Annotated in this window: 18 protein-coding genes; 5 read left to right on the plus strand and 13 right to left on the minus strand. The window is 66.5% G+C overall.

Going from position 1 to position 22,050, the window contains the following annotated elements:
- Nucleotides 1-33: 33 nt before the first annotated feature.
- Nucleotides 34-1,236, plus strand: coding sequence for a serine hydrolase domain-containing protein (locus AB0876_RS12555; protein WP_491839018.1), 1,203 nt, complete (start codon nucleotides 34-36; stop codon nucleotides 1,234-1,236).
- A gap of 27 nt (nucleotides 1,237-1,263) precedes the next feature.
- Here AB0876_RS12555 and AB0876_RS12560 read toward each other — a convergent pair whose 3' ends face one another.
- Together AB0876_RS12560 and AB0876_RS12565 are read right to left on the minus strand one after the other, a co-directional pair.
- Entirely contained in the window at nucleotides 1,264-1,467 is a 204-nt protein-coding gene (locus AB0876_RS12560; RefSeq protein ID WP_491839017.1) for a hypothetical protein, read from the minus strand.
- A gap of 54 nt (nucleotides 1,468-1,521) precedes the next feature.
- Entirely contained in the window at nucleotides 1,522-4,131 is a 2,610-nt protein-coding gene (locus AB0876_RS12565; protein ID WP_526042120.1) for a helix-turn-helix transcriptional regulator, read from the minus strand.
- 194 nt (nucleotides 4,132-4,325) lie between these two features.
- On the opposite strand from AB0876_RS12565, the gene AB0876_RS12570 reads away from it, so the two are divergent.
- Nucleotides 4,326-6,596, plus strand: coding sequence for a hypothetical protein (locus AB0876_RS12570; protein ID WP_526042121.1), 2,271 nt, complete (start codon nucleotides 4,326-4,328; stop codon nucleotides 6,594-6,596).
- A complete protein-coding gene (locus AB0876_RS12575) occupies nucleotides 6,593-6,892 on the plus strand; it encodes a hypothetical protein (RefSeq protein WP_491839014.1) in 300 nt (99 codons plus the stop codon). The genes AB0876_RS12570 and AB0876_RS12575 overlap by 4 nt, the downstream gene beginning before the upstream one ends.
- 5 nt (nucleotides 6,893-6,897) lie before the next feature.
- Here AB0876_RS12575 and AB0876_RS12580 read toward each other — a convergent pair whose 3' ends face one another.
- Complete coding sequence (locus AB0876_RS12580; protein WP_491839013.1) at nucleotides 6,898-7,395, minus strand: DinB family protein; 498 nt, start codon at nucleotides 7,393-7,395, stop codon at nucleotides 6,898-6,900.
- Nucleotides 7,396-7,643: 248 nt separating this feature from the next.
- Between AB0876_RS12580 and AB0876_RS12585 the strand changes: the two genes are divergently transcribed.
- Nucleotides 7,644-9,050 carry an aldehyde dehydrogenase family protein gene (locus tag AB0876_RS12585; protein ID WP_491839012.1) on the plus strand — a complete coding sequence of 469 codons (1,407 nt, stop codon included), beginning with the start codon at nucleotides 7,644-7,646 and terminating at the stop codon, nucleotides 9,048-9,050.
- A gap of 4 nt (nucleotides 9,051-9,054) precedes the next feature.
- Here the strand turns inward: AB0876_RS12585 and AB0876_RS12590 are convergent, their stop codons facing one another.
- From AB0876_RS12590 to AB0876_RS12615, 6 genes are read right to left on the minus strand one after another with little or no spacing between them, the layout of a single operon-like run.
- Nucleotides 9,055-11,739, minus strand: coding sequence for a fumarate reductase/succinate dehydrogenase flavoprotein subunit (locus AB0876_RS12590; protein WP_526042122.1), 2,685 nt, complete (start codon nucleotides 11,737-11,739; stop codon nucleotides 9,055-9,057).
- The gene (locus AB0876_RS12595) at nucleotides 11,736-12,485 is read right to left on the minus strand and encodes an ABC transporter ATP-binding protein (RefSeq protein ID WP_491839010.1); all 750 of its coding nucleotides are present in this window, start codon (nucleotides 12,483-12,485) and stop codon (nucleotides 11,736-11,738) included. Before AB0876_RS12595 ends, AB0876_RS12590 begins: the two co-directional genes overlap by 4 nt.
- Nucleotides 12,482-13,342: an ABC transporter permease gene (locus AB0876_RS12600; protein WP_491839009.1), complete on the minus strand. Its 861-nt coding sequence runs from the start codon at nucleotides 13,340-13,342 to the stop codon at nucleotides 12,482-12,484. Before AB0876_RS12600 ends, AB0876_RS12595 begins: the two co-directional genes overlap by 4 nt.
- On the minus strand, nucleotides 13,339-14,769 hold the full coding sequence (locus tag AB0876_RS12605) for an ABC transporter substrate-binding protein (protein WP_526042123.1): 1,431 nt from the start codon (nucleotides 14,767-14,769) through the stop codon (nucleotides 13,339-13,341). The genes AB0876_RS12600 and AB0876_RS12605 overlap by 4 nt, the downstream gene beginning before the upstream one ends.
- A 10-nt stretch (nucleotides 14,770-14,779) precedes the next feature.
- Nucleotides 14,780-15,007, minus strand: coding sequence for a 4Fe-4S dicluster domain-containing protein (locus AB0876_RS12610; protein WP_003880761.1), 228 nt, complete (start codon nucleotides 15,005-15,007; stop codon nucleotides 14,780-14,782).
- Entirely contained in the window at nucleotides 15,004-15,762 is a 759-nt protein-coding gene (locus AB0876_RS12615; protein WP_526042124.1) for a GntR family transcriptional regulator, read from the minus strand. Before AB0876_RS12615 ends, AB0876_RS12610 begins: the two co-directional genes overlap by 4 nt.
- A gap of 277 nt (nucleotides 15,763-16,039) precedes the next feature.
- On the opposite strand from AB0876_RS12615, the gene AB0876_RS12620 reads away from it, so the two are divergent.
- Nucleotides 16,040-17,515 (plus strand): HNH endonuclease signature motif containing protein, encoded by a 1,476-nt coding sequence (locus AB0876_RS12620; protein ID WP_526042125.1) that lies wholly within the window; start codon nucleotides 16,040-16,042, stop codon nucleotides 17,513-17,515.
- Here AB0876_RS12620 and AB0876_RS12625 read toward each other — a convergent pair.
- The 4 genes from AB0876_RS12625 to AB0876_RS12640 form a co-directional block, all read right to left on the minus strand.
- Complete coding sequence (locus AB0876_RS12625) at nucleotides 17,512-19,767, minus strand: molybdopterin-dependent oxidoreductase (RefSeq protein WP_526042126.1); 2,256 nt, start codon at nucleotides 19,765-19,767, stop codon at nucleotides 17,512-17,514. The two genes, AB0876_RS12620 and AB0876_RS12625, sit on opposite strands and share 4 nt — an antisense overlap.
- Before the next feature lie 90 nt (nucleotides 19,768-19,857).
- Nucleotides 19,858-20,346: a transcription antitermination factor NusB gene (gene nusB, locus AB0876_RS12630; RefSeq protein ID WP_491839005.1), complete on the minus strand. Its 489-nt coding sequence runs from the start codon at nucleotides 20,344-20,346 to the stop codon at nucleotides 19,858-19,860.
- Between the two features lie 2 nt (nucleotides 20,347-20,348).
- Complete coding sequence (gene efp / locus AB0876_RS12635) at nucleotides 20,349-20,912, minus strand: elongation factor P (RefSeq protein ID WP_029107488.1); 564 nt, start codon at nucleotides 20,910-20,912, stop codon at nucleotides 20,349-20,351.
- 24 nt (nucleotides 20,913-20,936) lie between these two features.
- Nucleotides 20,937-22,022 carry a M24 family metallopeptidase gene (locus AB0876_RS12640; protein WP_526042127.1) on the minus strand — a complete coding sequence of 362 codons (1,086 nt, stop codon included), beginning with the start codon at nucleotides 22,020-22,022 and terminating at the stop codon, nucleotides 20,937-20,939.
- Between the last annotated feature and the right edge of the window lie 28 nt (nucleotides 22,023-22,050).

A 22,050-nucleotide genomic window follows, 5' to 3' on the forward strand; every position in this document is an offset into this window, starting at 1 on the left:
ATCGGGACTGCGCCTCTGGATAGGCTGGCGCGGATGAATCTCGACGGCAATCAGACGTCCATCCGTGAGGCGATCGACGCTGGGCTGCTGGCCGGCGCGGTCACGCTGGTGTGGCAGGCGGGCAAGGTGCTCCAGGTGAATGCCCTGGGGCACCGCGACGTCGACGCCCGTCTCCCGATGCAACGGGACACCATCTTCCGGATCGCCTCCATGACAAAACCTGTCACGGTGGCTGCGGCGATGGCGCTGGCCGAGGAAGGCAAGTTCGCGCTGAACGAGCCGGTGACAAAATGGCTGCCGGAACTGGCGGACATGCGGGTGTTGCGCGAGACGCGCGGACCGCTGGACCGCACCGAGCCCGCGCGGCGGCCCATCACCTTCGATGACCTGATGACCCACCGCAGCGGTCTGGCTTACGTGTTCTCGGTGCTGGGGCCGCTGGCGACGGCCTACGGCAAGCTGTCGCTGCGCCAGGACCAGGACCGCTGGCTGGCCGAGGTGGCCAAACTTCCGTTGGCCCATCAGCCCGGCGAACGCCTCACCTACAGTCACGCCACCGATGTGCTGGGGATCGCGTTGTCCCGGATCGAGGGGAAGCCGTTGGCCCAGGTCCTGTCCGAACGGATCTTTGCGCCGCTGGGCATGGTCGACACCGGATTCTCGGTCGACGTCGCCGGCCGCCGTCGGGCGGCGACGATGTACCAGCTGACCGCCGAGAACACCCTGACCCACGATGTGATGGGCCCGGCGCCGATCGCCGATCCCCCGTTCTGCACAGGCGGGGCAGGCTTGTTCTCCACCGCAGACGACTATCTGAAGTTCGCCAGGATGCTGCTGGCCGGCGGCACGGTCGACGGGGTGCGGGTGCTGTCCGAGGAGTCGGTCCGGGTGATGCGCACCGATCGGCTCACCCCCGAACAGAAGCAGCACCAGTTCCTGGGCGCACCGTTCTGGGTGGGTCGGGGCTTCGGCCTGAACTTGTCGGTGGTCACCGACCCGACAAAGTCACGCCAGTTGTTCGGCCCTGGCGGGCTGGGCACCTTCAGTTGGCCCGGCGCCTACGGCACGTGGTGGCAGGCCGACCCGCCGGCGGACCTGATCCTGATCTATCTGATCCAGAACCATCCGAATCTGTCGGTGGACGCCGCAGCCGTCAGCGGCAACACCTCGACGGCGAAACTTCAGGTGGCACAACCCCGTTTCGTTCGACGGACGTATCAGGCGCTGGATCTGTAGTCCTGCGGTCGCGACACCGTGACCAGCTCAGGAATTCGCGGTCGAACGCAATGCCGCGGCCAATTTGGCTTCGCCGATCCGGTAGATGCCGTCGAGCGCGGAGTCCTCGACACTGAGGTACTCGCACACCAGTTCACGTGCCACTCCGGCGTCGCGGAGCCGCAATGCCAGCGAGTACGGCAACGGCAGTTGCCGCAACGCCTGTTCGTGCAAGTCCCCCTCGTCGGCCATCGATCCAGGATGCGACGGTTCCACCGAACCAGAGCGAGTACCGCGATACCCGAATCAGCCGCGATGCCGCCGCGGTAGGAGCGCGATCAGCTCGGCCCTGGTGGATGCCCCGGTTTTCGCCATTGCCCGGTAGATGTGTCCCTCGACGGTGCGGATCGAGAGGCGTAGCCGGTCGGCAATCGCGCGACTGGACAGCCCGGCTCCGATCAACATCGCGATCTCACGTTCCCGGGCGGTCAAGGGCAGACGTTCGGCGGCCGCGAGCAATGCCGGCGTGGCCGCGCCACCGCAGGCTTCGGCCAGTGCCGTAGCCCGCGTCGCCGCTGCCAGAGCCGACCCCCGCATCTCCTTGCGCCGATACGCCACCGCCGCGCGACCGGCCGCATCGGCCGCCGCGACCAGGTCGCCGAACTCCTCGAATTCTGCTGATGCCTTTGCCAACCCGTCGCCGTCGTCATGGGCGAGGGCCCGGCACAACGCGGCAGCGGCGCCGACCCGCGGCCCCTCGACCAGACCGGTCAGCTCGTCGAGCCGTCGGGTACGGGAATGGTCGCCGAACTGGGCCGCCGTCTGCAGGCACAACACCTCGGCCGCCAATTGCCCGTTGTTCCCTGCGGTGTCTGCCGCATCGAGCACGATCTCCACCGCCTCAGACACCGCCCCCTGACTCGCAGCGACCCAGGCCCGCACCAGGGCATGCTCGTAGGCGAGGTAATGCCAACTGGGATGGCGACACTCGTCGAGTTCCATGACCGCGCCGTCATCCGCCAGACCGCTTATCGCCAGTGCAGTGGCCTTCGGCAGGTGAAAGCGGTAACCGAATCCGTTGCGCTCCCCCGCAGCCCGCATCAACTCGACCGCAGGATTCAGCAGTTCAGCCGCATCGCCGAGTTGTCCGGCCCATGCGGCGGAGCGACCCGCCAGCGCCATGCCGAAGAGCTGCGCCACGCCGGGCAGCTCGGCGGCCAGCCGGCTCAACTGCCCGGCTTCCTCGCGTGCCTCGCGGATCCGCCCGGCCAGAAGCAACGCACCGATATGTGCGTCGGCGATGACGAACCGGGTGTGGGCCGCGTCGAAAGAACCGTCCGTGATGCGGTAACCGACCCGAGCGGCGGCAACCGCCGCGTCGGCACGCCCCGCGTCGCCACACGACAGGGTCACGGACCACGCCGTGACCGCACCCACGATGGCGGGCAGCGCATCGAGATCCAGTCCGCTGGACGCTGTCGCGGCCCGCTCTGGATATCCGGTCGCGGCCCAGTACACCGAGTAGAACGCGTCGATGCCGGCCCGGGCGTCGGCCGGAATGCCCGCCGCCGCATCGTCGATGTGCCGCTTGGCACCCTCCGGATCGGCCAGTGACCACAGCAGGTTCGACGCACGCAGGAACGCCAGCCGGGCCCGTCCGTCATCGGTGAGCTCATCGGTCTGGATGGCGTCGAGCACCGCGTCCGACTCCTCGCCCCGACTGAGCCATGACAAGGCATGGGCCCGAATGAATTTCGCCTCCGCGCCACCGCCTGCGGCGATCGCTCCCTCAGCCAGCCGGTCGGCCAGCGCCAGATCGGACAACCACACCGCGCCCTGCGCGGCCCGAGTCAGCAACTCGGGGTCGGGCGCGAGATCCGAATCGAGCATCAGCGCGGCTCGCCGCACCACCACCCGCATGGACTCGCGGTCGTCCCGGTCGCCGAGCGCGGTGGCAACCAGCCCCCGCAGGCGGCGCAGCCGAGAGCCCGGCACCCGGTTGCGCCGCACCTCGGCGTACAACGGGTGTGCCACGCGGACCTCACGGTCGGTGGGATCGATCGTGATCAGTCCACGGGCCTCGGCCGTCGCCACCGCATCGGCATCGGTGATCGCGGCCAGCCGATGCAGCTGGATCGGCTCGGCCACCGCCAATACGTCGACCACCTCACTCACCGCCGGTGGCAGTGCACCGATCCGCGTCTCGATCAGTTCGACCAGGCTGGGCGGAATCACCGGATCGCCGGTCCACCGCCAGTAGCCCTGCCGACACGCGAGGCGACCCTGCGCGACCTCCTGCTCGACGATGTTGCGCAGGTACAGCACGTTGCCCCGGGTCAGCCGCCACAGCCGTCGCGCTGCGTCCTCGTCCGGCGGGCCGTCGAGCGCGGCGGTCAGCAGCCGTGTCGACTCGTCGCGGGACAACGGCTGCAGATCCAACCGCTCGAACCTGCCGCGGTCGCATGCCGTCAGCACCTCGGCAGGTACCGGCGCACCCGTGCGCACGGTCAACAGGAGCTTGGCGGCGCCCCGCTGGACGATCTGCTGCAAGACGAAGCCCGACAACCCGTCGAGCAGGTGTGCATCGTCGACGCACACGAGTACCGGCCGGCCGTCGGAGGTTCCGGTCAGGCCGCCGATCACGCGGTCGACGAGCGCCACACTGTCGGCGTCCGAGGTACCCACCCATCGTGCGAACGTTCCCAGCGGCAGTCCCTGAGCCGCCGATGTTCCCACGGTCCAGCGTGTTTCGTAACCGCCGGTACCTGCTACCGCGAGCGCTTCTCGGGCGATACGGCTCTTGCCAACCCCTGCGCTTCCATAGATGACGATCCCGGACAGTTCGGTAGAGGCCAGCGCGGCGTCGATCAGCCGGCTCTCCTCCAACCGCCCTGTCAGCGGCCAGGCGAGTCGCACGCATCGAGATTAGGCGGAGGCCCGGTCGTTAGCACGGGTAACGACAAACTTCGAGCCAATTCGTTTGAGCGTCGCACCGGTCATGCTGAGAAATTGAAGTAGTGCAGTACGCGCGCCGCCTCTGGGCCTGCGGTGCAACCGTGAGGATCTGTCGATCCACGAGGGATCCGGCGCGAGTCGAGAGGGCCGTAGAGATGACTTACATCGAAATTCCCGAGAGCCTGAGTCGAGACGATATCGACATTGCCGGCGGTGTTCCCACCGAGAGTCCTGACGAACTCGAGGCTCCGGTAATCCCTATTCCCCCGTGGCTCATCCCAGCGGCAAGCGGACTCTACACATGGCGGCTCGTGGATGTCCTCAATCTTCCTCCTGCAGATGCAGGCGTCGACGGACAGCCGACGGGAAACGGACAAGAAGCAACATTGCCTCCGATTCTCTTGCGGCGCGAGGAATTACGTCTCGACATCGACCGGCAGTACCCGCAGATGACAGCGAGCGGGACATCGTTCGCCGTGACAGAGCGCTATCACTGGGTAGCGTCACTGGCGAAGATCGGCGTCAACCATTGGGCTGGTCCGATTTGGTTCAAGGACGGAGATGTTGCATCCTTCGGATACACCAATGTCGACATCCGGGCTGTGAAGAGTCCCTTTGTCAATCAGCGGTCGGCGAAGGTCACGTTCACCGGCGGCGGACAGCGATCCTTTACTCGGGCCTATCGGTGGACATCGACAGCGTTTCATCCGGTCGAGTTCGAGTTCGATCACACGCCTGATGCAAACCCGGTCTATGCCATTGATACCCATGCGCATCCGAATCGGCCGGTGTCGTTGCCGTCGGAGAATTTGTCGATCGAGGATGTGTTCGCCCGCGCGGGCTTCAGTGTGACCAAGTCGAGCGGCGACAGTGTTGTTCCGGTCGGTGGCGCCGGCGCCAACGGAACGTGGAGCGACGCGGAGATGCACGATGCCATGCAGACCTACTGGTCGCGATTCAAGAATGCCCCGCAATGGTCGATGTGGACCTTCTGGGCGGCACTGCATGACCAGGGAACTTCGCTCGGCGGGATCATGTTCGACGACATCGGCCCCAACCACCGCCAAGGTACGGCAATCTTCACCGAAGCGTTCATAAAAGACCCGCCCACAGGCGACCCTGCTCCCGACGCCTGGGTGGCGCGTATGCGGTTCTGGACTGCGGTGCACGAGATGGGTCACGCTTTCAATCTGGCCCACTCGTGGCAGAAGGCACTCGGCACGCCCTGGATCCCGCTTTCCAATGAGCCCGAGGCGCGTTCGTTCATGAATTACCCCTACAACGTCCAGGGCGGCCAGGGAGCGTTCTTTGCGGACTTCCCATTCCGGTTCAGCGACCCTGAGTTGCTGTTCATGCGCCACGCCCCGGCTCGCTTCGTACAGATGGGCAATGCCGACTGGTTCGACCACCACGGGCTTGAGCAGGCCGAGCTCAATGCGCAGTCGACCTATCGCGTCGAGGTCCGCGTCAACCGAGACAGGCCCGTGTTCGAGTTCCTCGAGCCCGTCATACTGGAAGTCAAACTCACGAATACCGACACGCAGCCAAAGCTTTTGTCCTCGACTGTCATCGACCCACAGGACGTGCTCGTAATCCTCAAGCAGAAGGGCAAGCCGGCGCGCCAATGGATGCCATACTCACGGCAGTGCCGCAAGCTCGACATGACCGTCCTACAACCAGGTGAATCGATGTACCAAGCGCTACCGGTTTTCGCCGGGCTGAACGGTTGGGACGTATCGGATCCCGGGGTCTATCAGATTCAGGTTGCGGTCGACGTCGACGGACGGGTGGTCACCAGCGCCCCGCTCCAGCTGCGAATCGCCCCGCCCCGAAGCTGGGACGAGGAAGACGTAGCGCAGGAGTTCTTCTCCGAGGATGTTGGCCGCACGCTGTCGTTCACCGGTACCGCGGTCCTGACGTCGGCCAACGAAGTGCTGCGTGACACCGTCGAACGGTTGCCCCAGACCAGGGCAGCCATCCACGCCGCGGCGGCGCTGGCGGCGCCGCTTGCAAAGGATTACAAATTGCTGGTGATCCCGGAAGCGCCGATCACGACGAACCGCGTTGCCGAAGCAGGCGGCATAGTCGAGCAACGACCGGCGCGCGTCGATGACGTGGTGGAGCTGATCGGCGACAGGGTGCCGACACCTGAAGCTGCAGAAACCTTTGGTCACATAACGTTCCGCAACAACGTCGAGGCGATCAACCAGGCGCTGGCGACGAGTGGCGCAGTCCAGCCCGCTGCGGCGATGCAGAAGTCATTGGGCGACATCCTGGGACAACGCGGCGTTCTGCCTTCCGTGGTCGAAGCAGTTGACGACAAAGCCAAGGCGCTCGCTGCCGCGGCCTCGAAGGGACCCGGGAAGAACCGTCGAACCAACGGCAACAACGGTGACCGGCAAGCACATAAGCGTCGGAACTCGTGAAGCTGCACATCGAACTGCAGGAGGGGTGGGGCGGCGATCTCGTCGAGGTCACTGTCGGCGGCGAGCGAGCCTACGACGGTCGCCCCACGACCCGAATGCAGACGGGCTATGCCGCCGGCGTTGAAGTTGATCTACCTGACGCCGAGGAGTCGGTGTCTGTCGAGGTACGTCTTCCTGAGCGCGGCATAGTCGCCCGCCACGAGGTGAGCACCCGACATGAGACATGGATCGGCCTGAACCTGGAGGGCGATGTCGTGCGGGTACGTGAACAGCCCAATCAGTTCGGATACGTCTGAATCGATCACCGGCCGGTGGTGCCGTCGATGAGTTCGCGAAGGATATCCGCGTGACCGGCATGGCGGCCGGTCTCTTCGATCATGTGAGTCAGGGCCCAGCGGACGCTGGCCGAGGGGCGCCCGGGCCGGGATCTCGGAAGCGGTGCCGCGAGATCGGTGCAGTCGTCGAGCACCTCATTGGCCCGCTCGACGGCGTTCCGGTAGCGGGCGACGATGTCGGCGGCGCGGTCCGACCGTTCGACAGCGAACGTCGCCTGCCAGTCAGTGACGTCGTCCCCGAGAAAAATCCACCGTTCGACGTAGGTCAGATGATTCAGGAGGCCGAGCAGCGTGGTCCCCGACGGCACCGGCGACGTACGCGCCATCGGTTCCGGCGCGCCGTCGACCTTCGCAGCGATCGACGCGCGCAGATAGTCGAGAAACCCCCGCAATACCTCGGATTCGCTGTTCGCGGTCCGTGGCGGCGGATTGTCGTGCCTGCGGCGCTGGCTTGTATCCACCATGCCCAGTATCTGCACGGCGGCGCCCGATGGCACGGATCTTGCCGTTCCGGCAAGCGAGGAACGAACTTCCTCGCATGCGGGCAGTTCGGGAACTTTTCACCGCAGGCACGGAGAAACCTCTTTACCCGTCCCACTTACGCGCATAAGCTCACGGTGGTTTGTCCGCGGCCTCGCGCGCAGACCGACAGTTTTCGTAATCGACGTGCCAGGCCTGCCCCGCAGAGCGACTCGGCGAAAGGACGGACCAAGTGAGCAGCTCCATCCCGGTGTTCAACCCCTCCAACGAGGAGCAGATCGCGGAGGTACCCGATTCGGATCAGATCGCAGTCGACGCCGCGGTGGCCCGGGCACGAGAGACGTTCGAATCAGGGGTGTGGCGCAAGCTGCCCGCGGCCCACCGGGCCGAGGTACTTTTCCGCGCCGCCGAGATCATCAAGGCGCGCACCGAGGAGCTCGCGGAGATCGAGGCGCGGGACAACGGTATGAACGCGATGGCTGCGCAGCAGATCATCAAGGTCGCGAACGAGATGCTGATCTACTACGCAGGTTGGGTTGGCAAGATCCACGGCGAGTCGGCCAATCTCATCTCCGACGGCCTGCTCGGCCACTTCGAGGAGTATCACACCTTTACCCAGCTCGAGCCGGTCGGCGTCGTCGGCCTCATCATCCCTTGGAACGGACCGTTTTTCGTCGCCATGCTCAAGGTTGCCCCGGCCCTGGCGGCCGGATGCAGCGCAGTGCTCAAGCCGGCTGAGGAGACCCCGCTGTCCGCGCTGAAGCTCGAAGAGATCTTCCGCGAGGCAGGATTGCCCGACGGTGTGCTCAATGTCATCACCGGGTACGGCGAGACCACCGGCGCGGCGCTCACCGCGCACCCGGACGTAGACAAGATCGCGTTCACCGGGTCGACGGAGGTTGGGCGTCTGATCGTCAAGGCCGCCGCAGGCAACCTCAAGCGCCTGACGCTGGAACTCGGTGGGAAATCGCCGCTGATCATGTTCGACGACGCCAATCTCGACAAGGCGATCATGGGTGCCGGCATGGGGTTGCTCGCCGGTTCCGGCCAGAACTGTTCCTGCACATCCCGTATCTATGTCCAACGCAAGATCTACGACCAGGTCGTAGAAGGGCTGGCGGGCTTTGCGCAGATGCTGCCGATGGGCGGCTACGAGGACCCCACGTCGGTTCTCGGCCCGCTGATCAGCGAGAAGCAGCGCAAGCGCGTGGAGGGCATCGTCAGCGACGGTGTGGCAGGCGGCGCCGAGGTGATCACAGGCGGCAAGCCGATGGATCGCAAGGGCTACTTCTACGAGGCGACCATCGTCACCAACACCACCCCCGACATGCGGCTGATCACTGAGGAGATCTTCGGCCCGGTCGGCTCGGTGATCCCCTTCGACGAAGAAGAAGAGGCGATCTCCGCCGCCAACGACACCGAGTACGGCCTGGCCGGCGCGATCTGGACCGAGAACCTCAGCCGCGCCCATCGCGTCGCGAATTCCCTTCGGGGTGGCCAGATCTGGGTGAACTCCGCGTTGGCGGCGGACCCCTCCATGCCGATCTGTGGCCACAAGCAGTCCGGTTGGGGCGGTGAGCGCGGCAAGAAGGGACTAGAGGCCTACTTCAACACCAAGTCGGTCTACATCGGACTATGACCGCTCAGCCAGCGAGCGCCTGACGCGCGTACGCCCGCACATCGGCGTCACTGTCGTCCAACGCCACGGTCAGCGCCTGACGCGCCGTCTCCGAATCCGCCCACCGGCTCAGGCTCAGCACCGCGGCCTTGCGGACATCGAGATGCTGATCGTCCAGCGCCCGCGACAGGGTGGGTACCGCCACCTCCGGCACGGCCCCGGCCAACGCCCGGGCCGCGCCCTGACGAATCTGCCAGGCCGACTCGGTGAAGGCCTTCTCGACGCTGACCACGTCGTCGCCGGTGCAGCCGACCGCGCCGAGGGAGGCCAGGGCCGCCGCCCGGACGAGCGGATCCGGGTCGTCGAGTGCCACGCGCACCGCATCGGCACCGGCCCGCAGGGTCGCCAGGCCGCCCACCGCGGCGATCCGCACCTCCCGGTTCTCGTCGGTCGTGGCTGCCGCGACGCCGGTGTGGTCGTCGACCGACACCAGGGCGCGCACGGCTTCGATCCGAACCCGGTGATCGATGTCGGTCGACGCAGCCCGGTACGCCTCGGCGCTACCGGCGCGCCGGGAACTCAGCAGGTACACCGTCACGGCACGGACCACCGGGTCTGCGGACTCGAGTCGGTCGACGAAGGCGCCCGGGTCCGGCAGGACCTCGACGAGTTCACGGCCCGCGTCGGCGGTCTCGCGCCGCACCCCGGCGTCGTCGTCTGCCAGCGCGGCCACCAACGCAGGCTGGTACCCGTCGGGCAGATACTCGACGAGGGTGGCGACCGCGGTACGGCGCACGCCGGCGTCCGCGTCGGTCAGGTAGCCGCTCAGATCCTCCAGCGTGGGCTCCTCCAAGGCCAGCACCGCGGCGATGCGTGGCGACGGCGGCTGCCCGGAATCGGTGGTCCGGACGCGGGACCGCTCGACAGCCGGAGCCCGGCCGCCGTGCAGGTGTGGCTGTTCGACCGCCGTCACCGGATCCTGCGAGGTCAGGTGGTCCAACTCGGGGACCGCGACGAAATACGGTGCCACCGGCCGCTTCACGAACTGCATGGCGCCGTCGTCGCCCTTGTACAGGTTCAGGTGGTAACGCCACTGCTGGTCGTCCCGCTCGGGCAGGTCTGCCCGCTCATGGTAAAGACCCCAACGCGATTCGGTCCGGGTCAACGACGAACGCGCCGCCATCTCCGCGCAGTCGCGGATGAAGGACACCTCGGCGGCACGCATCAACTCATGCGGCGTGCGGGCTCCGATCCCCTCGACCTCGGCCTCCATCCGCTCGAAGGTCTGCACCGCGATCGACAGCTTGGTGGCGGTCTTCGGCGGCGCCACATAGTCGTTGACGAACCGGCGCAGCTTGAACTCGACCTGCGGCTGCGGCGGACCGTCCGGGTGACGCAGCGGACGGTAGATGAGCTCATGAGCCTCGGCCACCTGATCGGCCGGAAGCTGACCCGGCACAGCCACTTCCGACAATGTGGAGGCCGCGTGCTCACCGGCCAGGTCGCCGTAGACGAAAGCGCCGATCATGTAGTTGTGCGGCACGCACGCCAGGTCGCCGGCAGCGTACAGGCCCGGGACAGTGGTGCGGGCATGCTCGTCCACCCATACGCCCGATGCGGAATGGCCTGAGCACAAACCTATCTCGGAGATGTGCATCTCGATGTCGTGGGTGCGATAGTCGTGCCCGCGGTTGGCGTGGAACGTTCCGCGGGTCGGCCGCTCGGTGGTGTGCAGGATGTTCTCCAGCGTGGTCAGCGTCTCGTCGGGCAGATGGCTGACCTTGAGGTAGATCGGTCCACGGGCCGATTCGATCTCCTCTTTCACCTCGGACATCATCTGGCCTGACCAGTAGTCGGAGTCGACGAACCGCTCCCCCAGCGCATTGACCTGGTAGCCGCCGAACGGGTTGGCCACATAGGCACAGGCCGGGCCGTTGTAGTCCTTGATCAACGGATTGACCTGGAAGCATTCGATTCCCGAAAGCTCGGCGCCGGCGTGGTAGGCCATCGCGTATCCGTCACCGGCATTGGTGGGATTCTCGTAGGTGCCGTACAGATATCCCGAGGCCGGCAGTCCGAGTCGGCCGCACGCTCCGGTGGACAGAATCACCGCCTTGGCCGCGACAGTGACGAATTCACCGGTGCGGGTGTTGAATGCGACCGCGCCGACCGCCCTGCCCCCGTCGGTGAGCACCCGCACCGGCATGAACCGGTTCTCGATGCGGATCTTCTCGCGCATCGACCGTTGCCGCAGCACTCGGTACAGGGCCTTCTTGACGTCCTTGCCCTCGGGCATCGGCAAGACGTAGGAGCCGGATCGGTGCACGCGCCGCACGGCATACTCGCCGTGCTCGTCCTTCTCGAACTTGACGCCGTACCGCTCGAGCCGCTGCACCATGGCGAAGCCACGGGTGGCGGTCTGATAAACGGTGCGCTGGTTGACGATTCCGTCGTTGGCCCGGGTGATCTCGGCGACGTAGTCCTCCGGCTCGGCCTTGCCGGGGATGACGGCGTTGTTGACGCCGTCCATCCCCATGGCCAACGCACCGGAGTGCCGCACGTGCGCCTTCTCCAACAGCAGCACCTGGGCACCGTTCTCGGCCGCGGTGAGTGCGGCCATGGTGCCGGCGGTGCCCCCGCCGATCACCAGTACGTCGCAGTCGATCCGGATCGCGTCATCGACATCGGGAATCTCGGTCAGTTCGGTCAAGGTTGCTCCAAAGCGGCAATGATCTCGGCGCGCAGCGCCGATCGTTCGGGATGGTCGGTCCGGGGCTGGCCCACCTCGATGAGGGCGCGCAACGGCTGGCCGGCACGACCGAGCACAGCGACCCGGTCACCGAGGATGAGTGCCTCGTCGACGTCGTGAGTGACGAACACGATCGTCGTCGGATGCGCCTTCCAGGTGTCGATCAGCAACCGCTGCATGGCTGCCCGGGTCTGCGTGTCCAGCGCGGCGAACGGCTCGTCCATCATCACCGCGCGGGGTGCGCCGGCCAGGCCTCTGGCGAGCTGGACCCGCTGCCGCATTCCGCCGGAGAGGTTCTTCGGCAGGAAATCGGCGAAACCGGACAGGCCGACTTCGGCGATCCAGCGATCAGCCCGCTCCCGACGATTGGTTTTCGGCTCCCCCCGCAACTGCAGGGCGAGTTCGATGTTGGACCGCACGGTGCGCCACGGCAGCAGGGCGCTGTCCTGGAACACCATTCCGCGGTCCCTCGAGGTGGTGGTGACCGGTTCGCCGTCGGCCAGCACCCGGCCTGCATCGGGCCGCAGCAGCCCGGTGAGCGCACGCAGGACCGTGGACTTACCGCATCCCGAGGGGCCGGTCAGCACCAGGATCTCGCCAGGCTCCACCGTGAGGCTCAGCTCCTCGATCACCGGGGCGCCGGTGTAGGACAACGTGATTCCGTCGAGCTGCAGGCGCAGTCCCGTGCCGGCAAGCGTTGTGGTCATCGCACGCTCTCCTCACCGCGTGGCAGCCAACGGGTGGCCCGACGGCCGATCAGCTCGACCGCCGCGGCGGTCAGGAAGCCGAGCACACCGATCGTGATGATGCCGACGAACACGTCGGGGTAGTTCAGCACCGTGTACGCCTGCCAGGTGCGGTAACCCACACCGAGGCGGCCCGAGATCATCTCGGCCGAGATGACACAGATCCAGGCCACGCCCATACCGACCGAGAGCCCGCCGAACAGTCCCGGCAGGATGCCGGGCAGCACCACCTGGCGGAGCACGTCGAGCCGACCACCACCCAGCGTGCGGACCGAGTCCTCCCAGATGGTCGGAAGCGCACGCACCGCATGCCGGACGCTGACCATGATCGGGAAGTAGGCCGCCAGGAACGTGATGAACACGATCCCCGCCTCATCGCTGGGAAACAACAGGATGGCCACCGGCACAATGGCAATCGCCGGGATCGGCCGGGCCAGTTCCGTGAGCGGACCGAAGATGTCGGCGAACAGGGCGGTGCGCCCCAGCAGGATTCCTGTGATCACCCCGATCACCGCGGCGATTCCGAATCCGGTGAGGATCCGGATCAGCGACTGGCCGAGGTCCAGCCAGTACTCCGGGGTGCCGAGCCGGTTCACCAGGGCCGCAGTGATTTCGGTGACCGTGGGCAGCGTGTCGAACCGCAGCCCGAACCGCACGTCGTTGGCTGTCAACAGCTGCCACAGCACGATGGCCCCCACCACCGACGTCAGGCGGATCAGACGATGCCGCCAGACTGACGGCGGGCGGCGGGTGCTACGGGCTTCCGGCGCGACCGGCGGGTCGCTGACTGCGGCCGGCGCGGCATCGGTGGTGGTCACACCGCACCTGCCAGCGCTTGCCGGTAATCGACGATCGCCGCGCCGGGATGCGCTGCGGCATAACGTTCGGCGCCTGCCTGGGTACCGAAGGGCAGGTAGCCTTCGGCGCCCGACTCCGGCAGGCGCACCCACACCGCCTTGTCGGCGAACCACCGCGTACCCAGTTCGGCGTCGGCGATGTAGGCGGCGCGGACCTTCTTGCCCTCGCCCTCTGCCTGTCGGATCGCCTTGAGCAGGCAGACCGGCGTCGCGGCCGCCGTAGTGGCATCAGACCCGTCGAGCCACAGTTCGCCCGCGGTGGCGGGATTGTCGACAGCGGTCTGGCACACCGGATCGGTGCCGCTCAACGCCGAGGGGTTGACGTTCGACCCCAGCGCCTTGTCGTAGTCCTGACCACGCGTCGCGAACGCCGCCCGCAACGGTGCATCCTGCACGAAACCGGTGACGTCGAGGTCGGCGAAGTTGTCGATCGACTTCAGGTAGGGCACATCGCCTTTGAGTGCGTCGACCAGCGACGGCTTGAGCGTGGTGTCGAACGAGGTTCCGCCCGGCCCGTTGTACAGGTAGACGACCTCCTGCGGCAGCCCACTGCCCTCGGCGACGAGGCGGGCCGCCTCCAAAGGCTTGCTGTTGAGGAAGTCGGTGGCATCCAGTTGTGCCTGCAGGAACGCGTCGAGCACCTCCGGGTGGTCGGCCGCATACGCCCGGCGCACCACCACTCCGTGCAAGGTCGGGTAGTTCAGCTCGGCTCCGTCGTAGAGCAGTTTGGCCTTGCCCTGCTGGACCAACAGCCCGGGCCAGGCGACGAACTGTGAGAGTGCCTGAACCTGACCTGATTCCAGCGAGGAGGCGCCGACCTGAGGCTGCTGGTTGAGCACCTCCACACCGGTCTTGGCGTCGACGCCGGCCTTGCCGAGGGCCTGCACCAACATGCCGTGGCCCGCCGATCCGACGCTGGCCGAGACCTTCTTGCCGGCCAGATCGGTCAACGACTTCGCCGGTGAATCCGGCGCCACCACAACCATGTTCAGCGCACCTTTCGGGTTGTACCCGGTGACCGAGACGATCTCGGTCTTGGCGCGTTCGTTGGCCTGCGTCTTGGACCCGTTGATGAGCATCGGGTAGTCACCCATGGACCCGATGTCGATCTTCTCGGCGACCATCTGCGCGGTGATCGGTGCTCCGGTGTCGTAGTCCTGCCACGTCACGTTGTACTTGGTGCCGGTGCGGGTGGTGATGTCGGCCAACCGACGCTCCAGGTATCCCTGGGCGCGCAACAACGTTCCGGCGGTCACCGTGTTGATGGTCTTGGACTGGTAGCCGACGACGACGTCGACGGTATCGGCCGACTTCGTCGCCGAGTCCAGGGAGCAACCGGCGGTCACGAGCGTGAGGCCGGCAGTGAGGGCGATCAGGGCTGTTTTCACATCGGGTCCTCTAGCGGATGAGATAGGGCATGTTGACGGTGACGGCGCCGGTGGGACAGCGAGCCGCGCAGGGCCCGCAGTACCAGCACTCGTCGACGTGCATGAAGGCCTTGCCGTTCTCGGGATTGATGGCCAGCGAATCCAGCGGACACACGTCGACGCACAATGTGCAGCCCTCGATACACAGGGATTCGTCGATGGTCACCGGGACATCGGCGCGCTGATTGACCAGTGTCATGCGTCTCTCCTAACAAGGTTGCCTCGCATGGTGATTCGGTCACCACGCATCCTGATGTACTCCAGGTCGACGGGTGTCCCGTCATCCAGACTGGTCAGCCGTTCCGACATCAACAGGGCCGATCCGGCGGGCACCTGCAACATCGCGGCCGTGTGTGCGTCAGCCGAAACCGCTTCCAGGGCAAGGCTTGCCCCGCCCAGACGGCGCCCGCTGACTCGTTCGATGAGCGCGAAGATATCGTTGCTCTCCAGCGGATGGTCGATCACCTGCTCACCGATCTCGGGATCCAGGTAGGTCAGATCCAGCGACACCGGAAGGTCGGCGAGATAGCGCAGGCGCTCGATGAAGACGACCTGGGCACCGGGTTCGAGCGCCAGCTTGCGGGCCACTGCAGGCGGGGCCGACAGCCGCTGAACGGCCCTCACTTCGTTGCGAACGTCGCCGTAGTCCTTGAACGTTTCCTTCAGTCCTACCAACGCGTCGAGGCCGTGATCGTATTTTCTGGCCGCCACATGCGTGCCGACCTTGGTGCCCCGGTCGATCAGGCCCTCGTTCTTGAGGACGGTAAGGGCTTCACGAATGGTGTTGCGGGAAACGAAGAACTCGGCAGCCAGTTCCGCCTCGGACGGCAGCGCCCGGTCGTAGGTGCCTTCGTAGATCTGGTGGCGCAGAACGTCGGCCACCTGGCGGGCCTGATCGGCGCGCGCACGGCGACTCGGCAGCGATACGGGATGGACTTCGGGCTGCGACGACACGCACTCACGGTAAGCGGCGATTCAGGGGTGTCGCAGTGCGGCGAATCTGCCGTTTGCGCAGGTTAACTGATTGCGCCGCCAGCCGACGTCCGGTACCTGGCGAAACCGCCGTCGCGGCTCGCATTGCGCCACCTCGACCGCGAGGAGAATTTACAAATCGCGATGATTGAAACGTCGTTTGGGTCCGCTGGGCCTGTCTGAAAAAACTTTGGTCACTTTGGCCCCGTCCGCCCCAAACAGCGGTTTCTTGTCGGTCACTCGAACTAGTGTTCGAATCATGAAGGTCGGGTTGGCGCAGAACCGGGGCGCGGTACAGACCGCGCTGGCCGACCACCTGGCCGCGACCACGACGCTTGTCGATGTTGATTTCACTGGGTTCGACACTGCGGAGTTACTGGCTATCCAGTCCGAGCGCGAGCGGCAGGCTCGCGCGCAGGCGACGGTCGATCACCGCATCCAGTCGGCGCTGATGGCCCTGACCGGTCCACGGGAGATCGGTGGAAAGTCATGGACTGACGTCCTTGCCACCCGGATGCGGATCAGTCGCAAGGAAGCGTCACGCAGAGTGGCCGCGGCCGCCGACCTCGGGCCGCGATATGGCCTCACCGGCGAGGTGCTGGAGCCGATGCTGCCCGCATGCGCGGAGGCGCTGCGGTCAGGGTCGATCAACACCGAACACGTCACGATCATCAGCCATACGGTGGTGGAAGCGGAAAAGTACGTCGGCCCAGCCGAACTCGCCCAGATCGAGTCGGACCTGGTGGCCACGGCGACCCGTGACACTCCCGAAACCCTGAAGGCCGCTGCCGACAAACTGCTGTATCTGCTCAACCAGGACGGCGATAGTCCCGACGTCGCAGCCCACCTGCGTGGGCTGCGCATCGGCAAACAGGACGCCGACGGGTTGGTTCACGTCCAGGGTTGGCTGGACCCCGAGACCGCTGCCTACCTGACCACGGTCACCGGCGTTTGGGGCGCACCCGGCATCAACAACCCCAATGACCCTGAGCCACTCCACAACCCGTCACCCAACCCGCTCGACATTCCCGACGCCCCTGACGGCGAAGCCGCTGACGTTGAGGCCGGGCCCGAGACGACGGCTACCGAGGCCTCGCCAGCACAGCAACAGGCACAGCAGGAAGCAGCCGACCGCGACACCCGCACCCAGGCTCAACGCAACCACGACGCACTCAAAGTGGCGCTGCGGGAACTACTGATGTCCAAACGACTCGGCCGGCACGGCGGACTGCCGGTCACTGTGGTGGTCTCCACGACCCTGGCTGAACTGGAGGCCGGCGCCGGAATCGCCGTCACCGGTGCGGGCATCCGGATGCCGATGAAAGACCTCCTCCGATTGGCATCGCACAGCTTTCACTACCTCACCGTCTACGAACACCACACCGCAGAGCCCCTGTACATGGCCCGCACGAAACGGTTGGCCACCAAAGCCCAACGGCTTCTGCTCTACAACCGTGACCGCGGATGCACCCGCCCGGGTTGCACCGCACCGACAGACTACTGCGAGGCACACCACGCCGAAGCCGACTGGCAACACGGCGGACGCACCGACGCCCCTGCCCTCGCCCTGACCTGCGGCCCTGACAACCGTCTGGTCGGGCTCGGCTGGACCACCAGCGTCGATCCAGAAACCGGTCGCATCCGCTGGCATCCCCCGCCCCTGATGGACACGGGGCAAGACACCCTCAACCACCACTTCCACCCCGAGGAACTACTGGTTCCTCCGGAGCCCTAGCCGTGAGCCAGCGTCCGGCTGACGGTGACCGGGATGCCGTTGAGCGCGCCGTTTCCGGACGGCTCGTCGATGAAGTCCGCCAGCGACAGGATGTTGGTGTTCACCCCGGGTGCGGCATTGGCGACACCGAGTCGGGTGCCGGGCTGGCCATGGCCCCAGCCGTGCGGCATGGACACCACACCGGGCTTGATCGCATCGGTCACTTCGACGGGCACCACGATCTTGCCTGCGGTCGACGCCACTTCTGCGGCATCGCCGTCGGCGATACCGCGCTCGGCGGCGTCGCGGCTGTGCATCAGCAGGGTGCAGCGGTCTCGGCCTTTCATCAGCGAGCCGACGTTGTGCAGCCAGGAATTGTTGGAGCGCAGATGGCGCCGGCTGACCAGCACCAGATCATCGGAGGCGCGATCCAGTCGCTCGGCCAGCCGCGGCAGGTCGTCGAGCAGGTATTGCGGCGCGATCCGGATCTTCTTGTCGGAGGTGCCGAGTACCTCGGGCACCCGGGGCACCATCGGGCCGAAGTTGATTCCGTCCGGATGAGCCTTGAGCTTCGCCAAAGTCAGGCCGTCCGGGTTCTCGCCGTACCGATCTCCGAACGCGGCGGTTCGCAGCGTCAAATCGAGCATGCGTTCCGGCCCGCCGTGGTCGTAGTGCTTGCGGATCTCGGCGCCGTCGAGCCCCTGGGTGAAGCACAGGTAGTCGAACCAACCGTCGTCGAGCGCGGCGACGTCGACGTCCTCGGCCGCAGTGCCGGTGCACAACCCGGTCAGCCGGATCAGGATCTCCCATTCCTCGGGGGCATCTGGGTCTTCGCGATGGAACACCGGCGGCGAGTAGCGCGCGAAGCTGTTGATCGCCGCGCCCAGCAGCAGATCGGCGGAATGGGGCTGCTCCAGTGCCGAGGCACCGGGCAGGATCACATCGGCGTGTTTGGTGGTCTCGTTGAGCCACAGATCCACCGAGATCATCGCGTCGAGCTGCGGCAGCGCCTCGTCGAGTTTGTCGCCGCCCGGAGTGGACAGCACCGGGTTGCCGGCCACCGTGATCAGCGCCTTGAGTTGCCCCTCACCGGGGGTGACGATCTCTTCGAGCATGCACGACACCGGGACCTGGCCCATCACCTCTTTGGCCCCGCGCACGCGGGTGCGGTAGCGGCCGAAGTTCGGCGCCCCGTCCTCCAGGCCCGGGATCGGCTGGCTGGTGACGGTCCAGGCGGTCGGGGTGGCGAACATGGAGCCGCCGGGGGTATCGAAGTGGCCGGTGACGATGTTGACCACATCCACCAGCCAGCTGGCCAGGCTGCCGAACTCCTGATTGCAGGTACCGATCCGGCCGTAGACCACCGCGCGCGGTGTGCCGGCCAGTTCCCGGGCCAGACCGCGAATCCGCTCTGCATCGATACCCGTTGCGGCAGAGACTCTTTCGGGTGACCATGCGGCCACCACCTGTTGCAGCGTCGATACCCCGTCGAGGTGACGCTCCAGGTCGCCGAGGTTGACCAGGCCTTCGTCGAACACGGTGTGGACGATTCCGAGCAGCAGTGCCGCATCGGTGCCGGGCGTGATCGGCAGCCACTCATCGGCCTTGGCGGCAGTGGCGGTGCGCACCGGGTCGATGACGATCACCTTGCCGCGCTTGCGAATACCGCCGATGATGCCCATCACGTCAGGCGCGGCCAGCAACGATCCCTGTGACGCCGCGGGGTTGGCGCCCATGACCACCAGCAGATCGGTGCGCTGGATGTCCGGGGTCGGGAATGCCCACCAGCTGCCGTACATCAGATGCGACGACAGATTCTTCGGCCACTGGTCGATGGTCCCGGGCGAGTAGGTGATCGGCATCCCGGACAGGCCCAGCAGGACCGCCGAGTAGCGCGACAGCGAGAACGAGTGCGCCAGTGGGTTGCCGGTGTAGGCGGCGACCGCGCCGATGCCGTACTTCTCGATCACGGGCGCGAGCAGTTCGGTGCAGCGGCGGAACGCGGTGTCCCAGTCGACCTCGTGCCATTCGCCGTCGACCTTGATCATGGGCCGGCGGATCCGGTCAGGGTCGTCGTGCAGCGCGGCCAGCGACGCGCCTTTCGGGCAGATGTGCCCCGCGCTCCACTGGTCGGCCTTGTTGGGCCGAACGCTCGCCACCTTGCCGTCGGCGACCTGAATCTCCAAGCCGCACATCGCCTCACACAGCGGGCAGGCGTGGAGATGCAGGCCGTCCTCGCCGATATCCGCGATACTTCTCGGCTCGTGTCCCATCAGCGGCCTCCGATGTTGTTACGTGTGACCACACACGTAACAACATCGTGGCACCGAACGACACCGGTATCCCGTTGTTCGGGACAGGTACTATTGGTCGGGGCGATCCTGAGCCGCGCCCTGCACGGCCGCGGCGGCAGCCCGGATCTGCGGGGTCACCAGCATCACCTGGCCCAGAACACCGTTGACGAAGCCAGGTGACTCATCGGTGGACAGCTCTTTGGCGAGCTCGACGGCTTCGTCGACGGCCACCGGCTCGGGAACGTCCTCGGCGTGCAGCAGCTCCCAGACGGCCACCCGCAGGATGGCCCGGTCCACGGCGGGCAGTCGCTCCAACGTCCATCCCTGCAGGTGCGCCGAGATGAGATCGTCGATGTGCGCGGAGTGCTCGGTGACGCCGCGCGCCACCGACACCGTGTAGGGGTTGAGCGGGGTGACGTCGGGCTGGTCCTCGGCCAGCGCGGCACGGCCGTCGGCCACCGCCTCCGGCGTCAGACCGCGGGCCTCGGCCTCGAACAACAGGTCGACGGCGCGCTTGCGGGCCTGGTGACGGCCCCGGTCGCCACGGCGATCAGGCATGCTCAGCCATTCACGCGGCCGAGGTAGCTGCCGTCGCGGGTATCGACCTTCAGCTTGTCGCCGGTGTTGATGAACAGCGGAACCTGGATCTCGGCACCGGTCTCCATGGTGGCGGGCTTGGTGCCTGCGCTCGAGCGGTCACCCTGCAGGCCCGGCTCGGTGTGGGACACCTCGAGCTCGACCGACACCGGAAGTTCCAGGTACAGCGGAACACCATCGTGGAAGGCGATCTGCACGGGCAGGCTCTCCAGCAGGAAGTCGGCCAACCGGCCGACGAGCGCCTCGGACAGCGGATGCTGGTTGAAGTCTTCGGAATCCATGAAGACGAAGTCGCTGCCGTCGCGGTACAGGTAGGTGGCGTCGCGCCGGTCCACGGTGGCCGTCTCCACCTTGACGCCGGCGTTGTACGTCTTGTCGACGACCTTGCCGGACACCACGTTCTTCAGCTTCGTCCGCACGAAGGCCGGGCCCTTGCCCGGCTTGACGTGCTGGAATTCGACGATCTGCCACAGCTGTCCGTCGATCTGCAGGACGAGCCCGTTCTTGAAGTCGGCAGTCGATGCCATGAGGGTGTAGCTCCTAAGCTTTTGTCACAAAATGGCCAGTTCCTTGGGGAACCGGGTAAGCAGGTCGGGTGCCGACTCTCCGACGACCAGGGTGTCCTCGATCCGGACACCGCCGCGATCGGGCAAGTAGACACCAGGCTCAACGGTGACCGCAGAGCCAGCAAGCAGTGTACCGGCGGCAGCGGCATTGATTCCGGGCGCTTCGTGGATCTGCAGTCCGACGCCGTGCCCGAGTCCGTGCCCGAAGTTGTCGCCGTAGCCGGCATCGGCGATGACCTGGCGTGATGCCGCATCCACCGAGCTCAGCGAAACCCCAGGAGCAAGTGCCTCGCGGCCGGCCCGCTGCGCGGTGGCCACCAGCTCATAGATGTCGCGCTGCCAGTCCGCGGCCGGGCCCAGGACGAACGTGCGCGTCATATCGGAGTGGTAGCCGGCGACGAGCGCACCGAAATCGATCTTCACGAAGTCGCCCGCAGCCAGCACCGCATCCGTGGGACGGTGGTGCGGGATGGCGGAATTCACGCCCGCCGCCACGATCGTCTCGAACGACGGGCCATCGGCGCCGTGATCGAGCATCAGGGCCTCCAGCTCATTGCGCACCTCGCGCTCGGTGCGGCCGGGACGCAGGCCACCACACTCCAGTAGGTCCATCAGCGCCGCGTCGGCGGCCTCGCAGGCCAACCGCAGCATCGCAATCTCGCCGGCGTCCTTGACCTCACGCAGCGCCTCCACGGTGCCCGCCGCGCGGATCCACTCGACCGTGCCGCCGGCCGCCTTCTTCAGGGCCGCGTAAGCATCCACCGTCACCACATGGCTCTCGAAACCCAGCCGCAGGGCGCCGGCGCGGGCGGCGCGCCCGGCCAGGTGCGACCCACACGCCCGCTCGATGACCACCTCGGCGTCCGGTGACTGCTGCGCGGCCTGCGTGCGGTAGCGGCCATCGGTGGCCAGCACCGGCACGACATCCTCGGCGAGGATCAGCAGGGCCGCGTTCGAACCGGTGAATCCGGACAGATAACGCACGTTGACCAGGTCAGTTACCAACATCGCGTCCAGACCCGAATCGGCCAGTCGACGCCGCAGCCGGTCCCTGCGCTGGGAAATAGTCACGGTCTGTGACGCTACTCGCTACAGTGTG

Source organism: Mycobacterium sp. NPDC049093 (assembly GCF_040704635.1).
Classification (GTDB): Bacteria; Actinomycetota; Actinomycetes; order Mycobacteriales; family Mycobacteriaceae; genus Mycobacterium.

What these genes read in the sequence shown, in the direction of transcription:
- AB0876_RS12580 (WP_491839013.1), bottom strand. Translation starts at nt 7,395, where the DNA reads ATGGTGGATACAAGCCAGCGCCGCAGGCACGACAATCCGCCGCCACGG.
- AB0876_RS12610 (WP_003880761.1), bottom strand. Translation starts at nt 15,007, where the DNA reads ATGACACTGGTCAATCAGCGCGCCGATGTCCCGGTGACCATCGACGAA.
- AB0876_RS12570 (WP_526042121.1), top strand. Translation starts at nt 4,326, where the DNA reads ATGACTTACATCGAAATTCCCGAGAGCCTGAGTCGAGACGATATCGAC.
- nusB (WP_491839005.1), bottom strand. Translation starts at nt 20,346, where the DNA reads ATGCCTGATCGCCGTGGCGACCGGGGCCGTCACCAGGCCCGCAAGCGC.
- AB0876_RS12555 (WP_491839018.1), top strand. Translation starts at nt 34, where the DNA reads ATGAATCTCGACGGCAATCAGACGTCCATCCGTGAGGCGATCGACGCT.
- AB0876_RS12560 (WP_491839017.1), bottom strand. Translation starts at nt 1,467, where the DNA reads ATGGCCGACGAGGGGGACTTGCACGAACAGGCGTTGCGGCAACTGCCG.
- efp (WP_029107488.1), bottom strand. Translation starts at nt 20,912, where the DNA reads ATGGCATCGACTGCCGACTTCAAGAACGGGCTCGTCCTGCAGATCGAC.
- AB0876_RS12595 (WP_491839010.1), bottom strand. Translation starts at nt 12,485, where the DNA reads ATGACCACAACGCTTGCCGGCACGGGACTGCGCCTGCAGCTCGACGGA.
- AB0876_RS12625 (WP_526042126.1), bottom strand. Translation starts at nt 19,767, where the DNA reads ATGGGACACGAGCCGAGAAGTATCGCGGATATCGGCGAGGACGGCCTG.
- AB0876_RS12620 (WP_526042125.1), top strand. Translation starts at nt 16,040, where the DNA reads ATGAAGGTCGGGTTGGCGCAGAACCGGGGCGCGGTACAGACCGCGCTG.